The sequence below is a fragment of the Mesorhizobium sp. P160187 genome (genome assembly GCF_057766425.1).
On record NZ_JBYMDX010000003.1, the window covers coordinates 2,244,818 to 2,258,216 of the forward strand.

10 protein-coding genes are annotated in these 13,399 nt (G+C 64.6%); 6 read left to right on the plus strand and 4 right to left on the minus strand.

What is annotated here, in order from left to right; genetic code table 11:
* From AC3CCE_RS14390 to AC3CCE_RS14410, 5 genes are read left to right on the plus strand one after another with little or no spacing between them, the layout of a single operon-like run.
* On the plus strand, positions 1 to 2,964 hold the full coding sequence (locus AC3CCE_RS14390) for a molybdopterin-dependent oxidoreductase (protein WP_488377164.1): 2,964 nt from the start codon (positions 1 to 3) through the stop codon (positions 2,962 to 2,964).
* Entirely contained in the window at positions 2,961 to 4,502 is a 1,542-nt protein-coding gene (locus tag AC3CCE_RS14395) for a hypothetical protein (RefSeq protein ID WP_023711350.1), read from the plus strand. Before AC3CCE_RS14390 ends, AC3CCE_RS14395 begins: the two co-directional genes overlap by 4 nt.
* Entirely contained in the window at positions 4,502 to 5,386 is an 885-nt protein-coding gene (locus AC3CCE_RS14400) for a UPF0280 family protein (RefSeq protein WP_352626405.1), read from the plus strand. Before AC3CCE_RS14395 ends, AC3CCE_RS14400 begins: the two co-directional genes overlap by 1 nt.
* Positions 5,379 to 5,963 (plus strand): amino acid synthesis family protein, encoded by a 585-nt coding sequence (locus AC3CCE_RS14405; RefSeq protein WP_352626403.1) that lies wholly within the window; start codon positions 5,379 to 5,381, stop codon positions 5,961 to 5,963. Before AC3CCE_RS14400 ends, AC3CCE_RS14405 begins: the two co-directional genes overlap by 8 nt.
* On the plus strand, positions 5,960 to 6,421 hold the full coding sequence (locus AC3CCE_RS14410; RefSeq protein ID WP_023700432.1) for a MarR family winged helix-turn-helix transcriptional regulator: 462 nt from the start codon (positions 5,960 to 5,962) through the stop codon (positions 6,419 to 6,421). Before AC3CCE_RS14405 ends, AC3CCE_RS14410 begins: the two co-directional genes overlap by 4 nt.
* Before the next feature lie 4 nt (positions 6,422 to 6,425).
* Here the strand turns inward: AC3CCE_RS14410 and AC3CCE_RS14415 are convergent, their stop codons facing one another.
* The gene (locus tag AC3CCE_RS14415) at positions 6,426 to 7,541 is read right to left on the minus strand and encodes an aminomethyl transferase family protein (protein ID WP_352626401.1); all 1,116 of its coding nucleotides are present in this window, start codon (positions 7,539 to 7,541) and stop codon (positions 6,426 to 6,428) included.
* A gap of 70 nt (positions 7,542 to 7,611) precedes the next feature.
* The gene (locus AC3CCE_RS14420; RefSeq protein WP_023700430.1) at positions 7,612 to 8,382 is read right to left on the minus strand and encodes an ABC transporter substrate-binding protein; all 771 of its coding nucleotides are present in this window, start codon (positions 8,380 to 8,382) and stop codon (positions 7,612 to 7,614) included.
* A gap of 254 nt (positions 8,383 to 8,636) precedes the next feature.
* On the opposite strand from AC3CCE_RS14420, the gene AC3CCE_RS14425 reads away from it, so the two are divergent.
* A complete protein-coding gene (locus AC3CCE_RS14425; RefSeq protein WP_023689203.1) occupies positions 8,637 to 9,527 on the plus strand; it encodes an SGNH/GDSL hydrolase family protein in 891 nt (296 codons plus the stop codon).
* 22 nt (positions 9,528 to 9,549) lie between these two features.
* Here the strand turns inward: AC3CCE_RS14425 and AC3CCE_RS14430 are convergent, their stop codons facing one another.
* Positions 9,550 to 11,232 carry a hydantoinase B/oxoprolinase family protein gene (locus tag AC3CCE_RS14430; protein ID WP_023700429.1) on the minus strand — a complete coding sequence of 561 codons (1,683 nt, stop codon included), beginning with the start codon at positions 11,230 to 11,232 and terminating at the stop codon, positions 9,550 to 9,552.
* 1 nt (position 11,233) lies between these two features.
* Entirely contained in the window at positions 11,234 to 13,318 is a 2,085-nt protein-coding gene (locus tag AC3CCE_RS14435) for a hydantoinase/oxoprolinase family protein (RefSeq protein WP_352626398.1), read from the minus strand.
* Positions 13,319 to 13,399 lie beyond the last annotated feature (81 nt).

Consider the following 13,399-nt stretch of genomic DNA (forward strand, 5'->3'; position numbering starts at 1 on the left):
ATGATTGAAGCCCTGCCCGACCTCGTGCCGGGCCTCGGCATCGAGCGCGCCGAGATCGCCTTCGCCGTCAATGGCGCCGCCGTCTCGGTCAATGTGCCGCCGCTGCGCCGGCTGTCGCAGGTTTTGCGCGACGAATTGCAGCTGACCGGCACCAAGGTTGGCTGCGATGCCGGCGATTGCGGCGCCTGCACGGTGCTGGTCGACGGCGACGCCGTCTGCGCCTGCCTGATGCCGGCGGCCTCCGCAGCCGGGACGTCCGTAACGACCGTCGAAGGCCTCGCCAATGGCCGGCTCTCGGCTCTGCAGGCGTCCTTCCTGGCGCATGGCGCCGCGCAATGCGGCATCTGCACGCCGGCGCTGCTGGTCGCGGCAACGGCGCTGCTGGATGGCACGCCGAATCCGACCGAGACCGAGGTGCAGGATGCGCTGGGCGGCATCCTCTGCCGTTGCACCGGCTACAGAAAGATCATCGCGGCAGTGATGGATGCGGGACGGTTCGAGACGTCGACCGACGGCGCTGCCCCTCATCCGCCTGCCGGCACCCTCACCCCGTATAGTGACGGGGAGAAGGGAAGTGCTCCAGCGCCGACGCTCCCCGCTCCCCGTTCTTCACGGGGAGAGGGTAAGGGTGAGGGGCAGCGCCAACGTCATTCGTTGGAATTCAACTTTGAACGTAGAATGCCAACCACAGGGAATGCTGTAGGCGCCTCCCCGGTCCGGCTCGACGGCGTGCCAAAAGTCACCGGCGCTGAAAAATTCGGCGGCGATGCCTTTCCCGCCGATGCGCTGGCTGTGCTGGTGGTCCGCTCGCCGCATTATCATGCCGGCTTCGCCTTCGGCGACCTGGAGGGCTGGGTGAAGTCGCATCCCGGCATCGCCGGCGTCTTCACCGCCGCCGACATCCCGGGAAAAAACTGTTTCGGCGTCATCGGTCCGTTTGCCGACCAGCCGGCGCTGGCCGAAGGCTTTGCGCGGCTGCGCGGCGAGGCAGTGGCGCTGGTCGCCGGCGAGCGCGAGGCCATGCTCGATCTCGACCTCCAGGATTTCCCGGTCCGCTGGACCGAGCTGCCGCATTTTCTGCAGCCCGGCGACGCGCAGGCAGAAGGGGCTGCGCTCATCCACGCGAACCGCCCGGCCAATTTGTTGACCAAGGGCTTTGTCGAGCGCGGCGACCCCGAGACGGCGCTTGGCGAGGCTGCTTACACGGTGTCCGGTGCCATCGACACCTCCTATGTCGAGCACGCCTATATCGAGCCGGAAGCCGGCCATGCCTACATGGACGGCGACACGCTGGTCGTCGTCGCCTGCACCCAGGCCCCCTATATGGACCGTGACGAAACGGCAAAGGTGCTCGGTCTTGCCGTCGACAAGGTGCGCATCGTGCCGACCGCGACCGGCGGCGGCTTCGGCTCGAAGCTCGACGTGTCGCTGCAGCCGCTCATCGGCCTTGTGGCACTGAAAACCGGCCGGCCGGCGGCGCTTGCCTACACCCGCACCGAATCGATGATGTCGACCACCAAGCGCCACCCCGCCGAGATGAAGGCGACCATCGGCACTGACGCCGAAGGCCATGTCACCGGCATGATCTTTTCCGGCGATTTCAACACCGGCGCCTATGCCAGTTGGGGGCCGACTGTCGCCAACCGCGTGCCGGTGCATGCCTCCGGTCCCTATGCGACGCCGAATTACCGCGCCGAAGGCCGCGCCATCCACACCCACGGGCCGATTTCCGGCGCCTTCCGTGGCTTCGGCGTGCCGCAGGCGACGATCATGCAGGAGACGCTCTATGATGAGCTTGCCGGCAAGCTCGGCATGGACCGGCTCGATTTTCGCCTGAGAAACTGCCTTCGGAACGGATCCGAAACGGTTACCGGACAGCGACTGGAGTCGGGAGTCGGTATCTTCGAGTGCCTCGACTCCTTGCGGCCGCATTGGGCTCGCGCGAAGGTCGACGCAGATACATTCAACAATGCCAATACGAGCAAAAGGCGCGGCGTCGGCATCGCGTCCTGCTGGTATGGCTGCGGCAACACCTCGCTGCCCAATCCGTCGACCATAAGGGTCGGTATCTCGCCAGACGGCGACGTCATCCTGCACCAGGGCGCCGTCGATATCGGCCAGGGCTCCAACACCGTCATCGCCCAGATCTGCGCCGACGCACTCGGCCTGCCGCTGGAAAAATTCAAGCTGAGAAGCGCCGACACCGCGATCAGCCCGGACGCCGGCAAAACATCGGCCTCGCGCCAGACTTTTGTCACCGGCAAGGCGGCCGAAAAAGCCGGCCGCGCCTTGCGCGAAAAGATCCTGCGTTTTGCCAATGTCTCGGAGAAAGCTGCCCTGCAATTGGACGGTCCGGCGATCGTCATTCGCGAGGGCGAAGCCACTCGGCGCATCGATCTCCCCGCCCTCGATGTCGATGCGGGCGGTTTCGTCTTCCGCGCCGAGGAGACCTACGATCCGCCGACGCTGCCGCTCGATGCCAAGGGCCAGGGCAAGCCTTACGCCGTCTACGGCTATGGCGCGCAGATCGCCGAACTGGAGGTCGACCTCAAGCTCGGCACGGTGAAGCTCTTGAAAATCACCGCCGCGCACGATGTCGGCAAGGCTATCAACCCGCTGCTGGTCGAAGGCCAGATCGAAGGCGGCATCGCGCAAGGCATCGGCATGGCGCTGATGGAGGAATACATCCCCGGTCGCACCGAGAATTTGCACGACTATCTCATCCCGACCATCGGCGATGTGCCTGAGATCGAGCACATATTGATCGAGGTTCCCGATCCGGAGGGACCGTTCGGCGCCAAGGGCCTGGGCGAGCATGTGCTGATCCCGACCGCACCCGCCATCCTCAACGCCATACGCCACGCCACCGGCGTTCTCATCACCAAGGTTCCGGCGACGCCGGCGCGCATCCGCGCCGCCATCCGCGAAAAAGATGGCATCCGCGACAAGGAGGCACGCCGATGAGCGAGCTTGCCGAACGCTTCGAAACCCACGATCCGGGCGAAAAGCTGGTGGCGGAAAAGATCCGCTGCGATGCCTGTCCGGTGATGTGCTACATCGCCGATGGCCGCACCGGCGCCTGCGACCGCTACGGCAATGTCGGTGGCCGCATCGTGCGTATGGACCCGCTGACCATCCTCGACCATGCGGCAGAGAGCGGCGCCGCGGTCGTGCCTTTCACTGCCGAGGGCGAGCAATGGGACGGCGAACTGGTCAACACCGGCCGCCGCTTCGTCACTGCAATCGGCGCCGGCACCACATATCCCGACTACAAGCCGGCCCCCTTCATCGTCAGCCAGGAGGTCGAGGGGGTCGATCTGGTGACCGTGGTCACCGAAGGCATTTTTTCGTACTGCGGCGTCAAGGTGAAGATCGATACCGACCGCCATCTCGGTCCCGAAACGGCAATCGTGCGCGCGCAAGGCGAGCCGATCGGCCACGTCACGACAGGCGAATACGGTTCGCAGATGCTGTCGCTGGGCGGCGTGCATCATCTGACCGGCGGCTCCAAGGCGGAAGGCCGCGCAACCTGTGACGCGATGCTCAATCTGTGCAACCGCAAGCCTGTCGAACTGACCATCGACGGTGGCGCCACCATCATCGTCGAAGCCGGCAAACCACCTGTCATCGACGGCAAGCAGGAACACCGCATGCGGGTCGGCTGCGGCTCGGCCACCATCGGCATGTTCGCCACGCAATGGCGCGGCCTTGTCGACGAGGTGGTGGTGGTCGACGACCATATCACCGGCGTCGTCTCCGAGCATCAGGCCGGCAAGGTGCTGGGCTGGCAGGATACCGGCATCAAGATCATCGGCCGCCGTTCGACGCCGGGCCGCTATTTCAAGGTTTCCGAGCCCGGCCTCGGCTGGGGCGGCACCTCGATTTCCGACCCGCTGTCGATCCTCGGCGAATGGAACGCCAAGAAGGGCGCCCGCCCCGGCCTGTCGCTGCTGATGGTGTCGACCACCGGCGAGCAGTTCGCCTATTACGAGCTCGACGACGAGTTGAAGCCGGTGGAAAAACCGTTCCCCGAGCGGCTGCAGAAATCGGTCGGCCTGATCGAGGACAATTGCGAGCCGGCGCTCTGCACCGTGCTGTTCATCGGCGGCGCCGGCGGTTCGCTGCGCGCCGGCGTCACCGAAAACCCGGTCAATCTCACCCGCTCGGTGCAGGGCTTGAATACCTATGTTACCGTTGGCGGCGCGCCGGTCTATGTCTGGCCGGGCGGCGGCATCACGCTGATGGTCGACGTCATGCGCGTGCCGGAAGGCGCCTTCGGCTATGTGCCGACGCCGGCGCTGGTGGCGCCGATCGAATTCACGCTACGCCGCGACGACTATGTCCGGCTGGGCGGCTACGAGGCCGAGATACGCAGCGTCGAGGATATCGTTGCCAAAGGCGGCGAATATCTCAACCCGCGCCGCGGCTCAGGCGCCGAGGCCCACAATCCATGGCCGCCGCTGGCGCAGTTGCGCCGCGTCGGCTCGAACGGGGCCTCTTGATGCAAGGCCCGCAAGTCCACTGGCTGCAGGACGGCAAGCGGCTGCATCTCAACCACGGGCCGATCGACCTGATCGTCCAGGCCTTTGGCGAGGCGGATGAGTGTCGTGCCGCCTACGCCCAGTCGATCGAGCGCTTCCAGACGATCCTGGTCGAGTTGGTCAAGGAGCTTCCGGAACTGCGCCTCCCGGCATTTTTCCTGGCGCCACGCACCTTTGCCGGTCCGACGGCCCGCCGCATGGAAGCAGCCGTCATGCCCTTGGCGGAATGCTTCATCACGCCGATGGCCGCCGTCGCCGGATCGGTAGCCGACGAAATGCTCTCGGCATTGCTTGCAGGCCGCAGACTCGACCGCGCCTATGTCAACAATGGCGGCGACAGCGCACTCCACATCGGCAAGGGCCAGTCGATGAACCTGGCGATCGCCGGCACCGGCAACGGCATGGCCGACCGTCTCACCATTCGCTCGGCGGACGGCGTGCGCGGCGTCGCCACGAGCGGCTGGCGCGGCCGTTCGTTCTCGCTTGGCATTGCCGACGCCGTCACCGTGCTCGCGCGCACCGGCGCCGAGGCCGATGCGGCCGCGACACTCATTGCCAACGCCGTCGACCTGCCCGGCAATCCCGCCATCAAGCGCATTCCCGCGCAGGACTTGGCGCCCGACAGCGATCTCGGTGCACGGCTGGTGACACAAGCCGTCGGCATGCTCGCGCGTGGCGATGTGGAGCGGGCGCTGAACAATGGCCTTGCCGTCGCCGAAGATTTTCGCCGGCGCGGCCTGATTGCCGCATCGGCGCTGTTTCTAGGCGGGGAAGCCCGCATCAGTGGTTCCATGGCGCTTGCCGCGCCCAACAAAAGTCCAGGGAAGGAAGTTGCGCATGCCTGAGTTTCCGATCCGCAAGATCGCGGTTCTTACCGAAGAGATCTTTCACGATGGCGGGCCGGCCCCGGCCGCGCCGCGCCGCCGTGCTGCCGCCGTGGCGCTGGTCAAGAACCCGTTCGCCGGTCGTTACGTGGAAGAGCTGCAGAGCGCCATGGACGATCTGAAGCCGCTTGGCCTGCTGCTCACCGACAAGCTCATTGCCGCATTGGGCGGCGACATCAAGCAGATCGACGCCTACGGCAAGGGCACCATCGTCGGTTCGTCAGGGGAGCTGGAGCACGGCGCGCTGTGGCATGTGCCGGGCGGTTACGCCATGCGCGAGCGGCTGGGCGACGCCAAGGCGATCGTGCCGTCGGCAACCAAGGTCGGCGCCTTCGGCTCGCGGCTCGACGTGCCGCTCGGCCACACCAACGCCGCCTATGTCCGCAGCCATTTCGACGCCATGGAGGTCGGTCTCAGCGACGGGCCGCGCGCCGACGAAATCCTGTTCTGCCTCGCCATGAGCTGCGGCCCCCGCGTGCACGACCGCATGGGCGGCCTGGCTTCAGGCGACATCAAGGTCTGGGATGGCTTGCGATGAGCGGCGGGGACAATCTGCTGAAACTGGTCGAGGCCGAAGAGCCCGACGAACATGATTACCGCCTGCAGGAGCAGGTCGGCTTCATCCTGCGCAAGGCGCATCAGCGCCATGTCTCGATCTTTGCCGCCCAGATCAGCGACCTGACGCCGCCGCAATTTGCTGCACTTGCCAAGCTGCACGATGTCGGCGAGACCTCGCAGAACCAGTTGGGCACGCTGATCGCCATGGACGCGGCGACGGTCAAGGGCGTCATCGACCGGCTGAAGGCGCGAGGCCTGGTAGACCTGACCAAGCACGAGGTCGACAAGAGGCGGCTGCTGGTCAGTCTCACGCCCCGGGGACGCGAGGCGATCGAACGGCTGATCCCGTTGGCCCGCGCCATCACCCAGGAAACGCTGGCGCCGCTGACCGCCAAGGAAGCGGCCACCTTTATGCGGCTGCTGGCAAAGTTGGCCTGAGCAATCAGGCGCGCAGCCTCGCGCCTTCGGGATCGAAGAACGGCATCGGCGCCACCACCGCCTGTGTCGGCTTGCCGTCGATGTCGATGCTGAGCTCGGTTCCGATGGCGGTGAACGGCAGCCGCAAATGCGCCGTCGCCAGAACTTTGCCTAAGGAATAGCCGTGATCGCTGTAGGTGACGACGCCGGCATCCTCGCCGTCGGCGAAAACCCTGGCATCCGTCGCGGCCGGCTTGTCACCGTCGAGAATCAGCCCGGTCCAGCGTTCGTGGAGCCCCTTGCCGCGAATTGTGAGCAATGCCTCGCGGCCGATGAACTCGCCCTTGTCGAACTTGATCCAGCGATCGAGCCCGACATGGAAGGGCGTACGGCTCTCGTCCATGTCGATGCCATGCGCCGGATAGGCCTTTTCCAGCCCGAGCGTGAACATGGCCAGCACGCCGTATGGCTTCAGGCCGAAATCGCTACCGGTCCGCATCAGCGCGTCCCAGACGGAAGTGGCCTCGTCCGCCGGCACGAACAGTTCGAAGCCGAGCTCGCCGGTCACCCCGGTGCGTGAGATCAGGACTTTGGTCTCGCCGACGCGCCCTGAAGTGAACGCCCAGCGTTTCAACTCATCGAGATCGGCATCCGAAACCAGTGCTTTCAGCAGCTCGCGGGAACGCGGCCCCTGTATCGTCGGAAAGGCGACGGCCGCCGTGATGTCGGTGACATAGGCCTTTCGCGCTTCAGCATGATGTTGCAGCCAGGGCAGCATCTTCAGCCGGTTGACCGAGCCGGTCACCAGCATGAAATGCTCAGGCGCCAGCCGGAACACGGTGAGGTCGTCCATGATACCGCCATCGTCGCGGCAGACGGTGGAATAGCGCACCTGGCCGGGGCTCATCGCGGCCGCATCGTTGACGATGATGTGGTTGACCAGCGCCTCGGCTTCCGCCCCCTTGATGTCCATCTTGCCCATGGTGCTGAGATCCTGCACGCCGACATTCTTGCGCGTGTTCAGATGCTCGTCGGCGATGCCGGAATAAGTTTTGGCCGAGACGAAGTCGCCGCCGACCCGGCCCATCGTGGCGCCGAGGCCAACGATGCTGGTGTAGAAAGGGGAGCGCCGCTCAACCAAGAAACTTCTCCGTCATCTCATGAAAACGGCAGCGCCTGATGGCGCTGCCGAGGTAGGAGCGGTGAAGGGGTTAACTTCCGTAGACGTCGAACAAGAAGTATTTGTCGTTGATTTCCTTGTACTTGCCGTTGGCACGCAGGGCGTCGATGGCGGCATTGAACTTGTCGGCCAGTTCCTTGTTGCCCTTTTGCAGGGCGATGCCGACGCCGGGTCCATGAATGGCCGGATCGGCGGCCAGCGTGCCGAGCAATTTGCAGCAGGCGCCATCGGGCTTCTTCAGCCATTCGGTCAGGATGATCGAGCCGTCCATCATCGCGTCCAGCCGGCCATTGGCCATGTCGGTGCGGGCGTCGTCGCCGGTCGGATAGGCCTTGACGGTCGAGCCGGAGTATTTCTTCTCGGCGAAATTCTGGTGGATGGTGGCGCTCTGCACGCCCAGCACCTTGCCCTTCAGATCGTCAGGCGACGTGCCTGCAATGGTCGAATCCTTCGGCACGGCGATGGCCGGTGGCGTCTGGTAATATTTGTGGGTGAACTCGACCTTCTCGGCCCGTTCCGGCGTGATGGTGATGTTGATGATGGCGTCGAACTTGCCGGCCTGCAGCGCCGGAATGGAACCATCGAAATCCTGTACGGAGAATTCGCACTCGGCCTTCATCTCGGCACACAGCGCCTTGCCGAGGTCGATGTCGAAGCCGCCCAGCGTGCCGTCCGAATTGGCATAGTTGAAGGGCGGATAGGCGCCCTCGGTCCCGATCCTGAGTTTCTCGGCGGAGGCAGCACCGGTCCCAAGCAGCAGGGCGGCGGAAGCGGCAAGCACGAAACGACCGAAAAGACGCATGTTCCTGATCTCCGTTGACTAAGCAATTCCAGGGAAGGTGTTGGCGGTTTCCCGTCCGGAATTGCGCGAAAACAAGGATAGAAGTCTATGGTCTTTTGCAGGCCCCACGGAGACGGAAACGACATGCTCTGCGGCGATCACGGCGTGGCAAGCCGTCCTTCCCCAGGAATCTTACTGTGATCTAAATTACAGACCGATCATGGACATGGGCGCATGCTCAGCTGGAAGTAGACGGTCGTGGGAGGGACCTGGGGATGGACCAGCAGGAATTCGTGCAGGAAGCCGCGCAGCGGCGCATAGACGACGACATCGCCAAGCGCATCAGGGTTCACCAGGCCAACATCGAGCGGCTCGAAACCGCAAGGGAAAGTGCCGGCAATCTCGAGGCGGCCGTCGCCAACCGGCCGCTGGTGATGCTGGCGCAGGGCGATTCCTGGTTCGACTATCCGCTCACCGGGAACGGATTTCCGTTCGTCGACACCGATGTGATCGCGCAGCTGCGCCGCATCGGCTCGATGCCGCCGACCATCCTCAACCTTGCCCATCATGGCGATGCGGCGACCGACGAGATGTCGCTGCCCAAGCAGCAGCGCATGATCGCCGCCCTGCGCAACAAGGCCAACTGGCTGGACGGCAAGCCCGATGCCATCCTGTTCTCTGCCGGTGGCAACGACATTGCCGGCGACCAGTTCTGCATCTTCCTCGACTTCAATGACGGCCACGCCCCCGGGCTGAACAAGAACCGCTTCACCAAGGCGCTCGGCATGGTCGAGGCCTGCTATCTCGATTTGTTCGCGCTGCGCGACCGCGTCGCGCCAGGCGTGCCGATCTTTGGCCATTGCTATGATTTTCCGATCCCGAACGGAGCGCATCCGTCCTGTGTCGGCCCGTGGCTGAAACCGTCGCTCGATTTCTGCAACTGGACGGTCGCCAAGGGCACGGTCATCGTTCACGACGCGCTGGCGGCGTTCCGCGATGTGGTGAAGCGCCTGGCCGACGATCCCAACAACAATTTCCATCTGGTCGACACGCAGGGAACGTTGAAGGTGGCCGACTGGGCCAACGAACTGCATCCCGATCCCGCCGGCTTCAAGAAGATCGCGCAAAAATTCGCCGATGCGCTGAAGGCCAAGCTGCAGACCTGACGCGGCTCGGGCCTGTCGGCTGTCAGGTTCCGAACAGCTCTTTGGCTTGTTCAACGGTGTAGTAACCAAGCCTGATGTCTTCGGCGACCAGTTTCGGGTCGCGCTCACGCGGATCGCCATAGCCGCCGCCCCCGGGCGTGCCGACCCTCACGCGGTCGCCGGCCTTGAGCGCGATGTCCTGTTCCTTGGACAGATGCGGCGGCACATGTGCCTCGCCGTCGCGGAACACGGTCACCGTGTTCACCGCGCCGTCCTTGCCGCCGAGCGCGCCTTGCGGGCCGAAACGGCCATGGTCCATGACGAAGGACGCGCGCGCCTCTCCTCGCAATATCTCGACCTCATAGGCGAGGCCGAAGCCGCCGCGCTGCTTGCCGGCGCCGCCCGAGCCTTCGCGCAAGGCATAGTGGCGGTAGAGAACCGGAAAGGCCTGCTCCATGATCTCGACCGGCGGCGATTTCGAAATGCCGATGGTCGAGCAGCCATTGGTCAGGCCGTCATGGCCGGAATTGCCGCCATAGCCGCCGCCGGAGATCTGATACATCACATAGTCGCGGCCGCGCGCCGGATCGTTGCCGCCCAGCGCGAAATTGCCGCTGGAGCCGGCGGGCGCGGCCGTCACCTTTTCCGGCAGCGCCTGCACCATCGCCGCGAACACCGCCTCGGCGATGCGCTGCGAGACTTCAGCCGCACAGCCGGAGACGGGACGCGGGTATTTGGCGTCGAGGAACGTGCCTTCCGGCCGCTTGACGATCAGCGGCTCGAAAGCGCCGGCGCTGATCGGCACATCAGGGAAAATATGGCGCATGGCGAGATAGACCGACGACAATGTCGTCGCCAGCACGCTGTTCATCGGCCCGGCACAGGGTTTTGACGAACCTGTGAAATCGAAGGTCAGCGTATCGCCCTTCTTCTCCACCGCGAGCGCGATGGTCAGCGGCTCGTTGACCACGCCGTCCGAGTCGACAAAGGCCTTCGAGCTGTAGGTGCCGTCGGGAATGGCGGAGATGTTGGCGCGCATCTGCTCGGCGGCGCGGCGACGCAGTTCGGCGATCGCCCCGACGACGGTTTCGTCCCCGTAACGATCGAGGATTCCATTGAGCCGGTCCTGACCGATCAACAGTGCCGCGGCTTGCGCCCTTATATCGCCGATGCGCTGGTCGGCGACGCGGATGTTGGAGCAGATGATGGCGTAGATTTCGGTGTCGAGCACGCCCTTCTTGAACAGCTTGACCGGCGGCAGCCGCAGGCCTTCCTGCTCGACGGCTGTGGCGGAGGCGGAGAAGCCGCCCGGCACCGAGCCACCGATATCGGGCCAGTGGCCGGTATTCGATAGCCAGCAAAATATCTTGCCGTCGCGGTAGACTGGCATGGCGAAGCGCACGTCCATGAGATGCGTGCCGCCGAGATAGGGATCGTTGACGATGTAGATGTCGCCCGGCTCAGGCGGCAGGCAACGGCCGTCGGCGATCATCTCGATCACCGTTTTGGTCGAATACTGCATGACGCCGACGAACACCGGCAGGCCCTGGCTGCCTTGTGCGATCAACGAACCATCGACGGCCGAGTAGATGCCGTCGGAGCGGTCATTGGCCTCGGCGATGACAGGCGAGAAGGCAGCGCGGGAGAAAGTGAGATCCATCTCGTCGCAGACCTGCTGCAAGGCTGCCTGCAGGACCGAAAGCGTGATGGCGTCGAGCTTTTGCATCTCAGGCCTCGCCAATGTCGATGATGATGTTGCCGTCGGCGTCCGATCTTGCGCGGTCGCCGGGTTCGAGCACGGTGGTGGCGTCCATCTGTTCGAGGATCGCCGGCCCTTGGATAACGGCATCGAGCGGCAATTTTTCGCGTGCGTATATCGGCGTATCGTGCCAGCGTCCGGCATACCAGACCGGCCTTGTCTCGCGCAGCGCCTCGTCTAGCGTCTTTGTACGTCCGGCCGGGTCGATCAGCCGTGACAGGTCGATTGCCGGCCGCACGCCCGTCACCGACGTGTTGAGGTTGACCAGATTGGCGCGGATCTCCGGCAACTCGACCTTGAAGCGGGCGAAATAGGCTTTTTCGAACAGCGCCTGCAACTCCTGCCTTGTCACCGATGAAGACGGCAGCGCCACGTTGATGATGTGGGTCTGGCCGACGAACTGCATGTCGGCAGAGTGCGTAACGCGGATCGTTTCCGGCTTCACCGCTTCCTTGCCGATCAGTTCCTCGCCTTCCCCGCGGTGACGTTCCAGCACCTCGCGAAGCCGGGCTTCATCAAGCACGGCGACCGGCTGGTTGATGGTGTTGACGAAGTCATGGCGCAGATCGGCCACGACGCAGCCGAGCGCGTTGGTGATGCCCGGACGGGCCGGCACCAGCACGCGGGGCAGGCCGAGTTCGCGCGCCAGCGCGGTTGCATGCAGCGGCCCGGCGCCGCCGAAGGCGAACAGCGCGAAATCACGCGGATCATGGCCGCGCGACACCGAGACCATGCGGATGGCGCCGGCCATTTTCATGTTGCCGAGCCGCAGGATTGCACCCGCCGCCTCGACGCCGGAGAGGCCGGTGGCCTTGCCTATTCTGTCTTCGAAGATGCCGGTGACGCGCTCGACGGTGACCGGATTTTCGACCGCCAGCAGTTTTTTCGGCGCCAGCCGTCCCAGCACCAGATTGGCATCGGTGATGGTCGGCTCCAAGCCGCCGCGGCCGTAGCAGATCGGACCGGGATTGGCGCCGGCACTTTCCGGGCCGATCTGGATCAGGCCGGCCGCATCAACGCGCGCGATCGAGCCGCCGCCGGCGCCGACCGTATGCACCGCCACCATCGGCACATGGATCGGCATCGCATATTCGATCTCGATCTCGTTGGAGACCGCCGGCTCGGCGTTGCGGATCAGCGCCACATCGGTCGAGGTGCCGCCCATGTCGTAGGTGACGAGGTTTTCAAAGCCGGCGCGCTTGCCCGTATAGGCGGCCGCGATGACACCCGAAGCCGGGCCTGACATCACGGTCTTGGCCGACTCGCGCGTGACGAAGCGGGCCGAGATCATGCCGCCATTGCCGTTCATGATCAGGAAGTCGCGGGCATAGCCCTTGGCAGCCAATTCCTTGCGCAGCCGCTCGACATAACGCTCGAGGATCGGCTGCACCGAGGCGTTCACCGCGGCGGTCACGCCGCGCTCGAATTCGCGGGCTTCCGACAGCAGCGCATGGCCAGTCGTGATGTAGCCGTTCGGCCAAAGCTCGGCGGCGATTTCGGCCGCGCGCCGCTCATGTCCAGGGTTGGCGTAGGAATGCAGGAAATGGATGACCAGGGACTCGCAGCCGGCCCCGATCAGCGTCTTCACGGCGTCGCGCATCTCGGCCTCGTCGAGCGGCGTGCGCACCGCGCCCGACGCCTCGACGCGCTCCGACACTTCGAGCCGGAGATCGCGCGGGATGATCGGAACGAAGCTTCCGGTCATGCCGTAGGGCTGCGGCCGTGTGCGGCGGCCAAGCTCGATCACGTCGCGAAAACCGCGCGTGGTGATCATGCCGGTTTTCGCCAGCCTGCGTTCCAGCACCGCATTGGTGGTGGTGGTCGTGCCATGCACGATGAGGTCGATGCCGTCTATGGCAAAGCCTGTGGCGCCCAGCGCTGAAACCACGCCGAACGCCTGGTTGTCGACCGTCGTCGGCGTCTTGGCGATATGCACCTTTCCGCCGTCATTTCCGTCGATCAAAATGAGGTCGGTGAAGGTTCCGCCAACATCGATGCCGGCAACGACGTCGCCTGCGGAATCCGGCTGCTTCACCGAAAAATTCTCTTTCATTGTCGAAATCCGAAATGGCGGAACTACGAATATGCCGCAGTTTGGAAAGCTGTTTTAGCGTGGTATCTTGACACAAATATC

Coding starts and splice junctions, on each gene's coding strand:
- AC3CCE_RS14390 (WP_488377164.1), top strand. CDS start 1: ATGATTGAAGCCCTGCCCGACCTCGTGCCGGGCCTCGGCATCGAGCGC.
- AC3CCE_RS14395 (WP_023711350.1), top strand. CDS start 2,961: ATGAGCGAGCTTGCCGAACGCTTCGAAACCCACGATCCGGGCGAAAAG.
- AC3CCE_RS14400 (WP_352626405.1), top strand. CDS start 4,502: ATGCAAGGCCCGCAAGTCCACTGGCTGCAGGACGGCAAGCGGCTGCAT.
- AC3CCE_RS14405 (WP_352626403.1), top strand. CDS start 5,379: ATGCCTGAGTTTCCGATCCGCAAGATCGCGGTTCTTACCGAAGAGATC.
- AC3CCE_RS14410 (WP_023700432.1), top strand. CDS start 5,960: ATGAGCGGCGGGGACAATCTGCTGAAACTGGTCGAGGCCGAAGAGCCC.
- AC3CCE_RS14420 (WP_023700430.1), bottom strand. CDS start 8,382: ATGCGTCTTTTCGGTCGTTTCGTGCTTGCCGCTTCCGCCGCCCTGCTG.
- AC3CCE_RS14425 (WP_023689203.1), top strand. CDS start 8,637: ATGGACCAGCAGGAATTCGTGCAGGAAGCCGCGCAGCGGCGCATAGAC.
- AC3CCE_RS14430 (WP_023700429.1), bottom strand. CDS start 11,232: ATGCAAAAGCTCGACGCCATCACGCTTTCGGTCCTGCAGGCAGCCTTG.
- AC3CCE_RS14435 (WP_352626398.1), bottom strand. CDS start 13,318: ATGAAAGAGAATTTTTCGGTGAAGCAGCCGGATTCCGCAGGCGACGTC.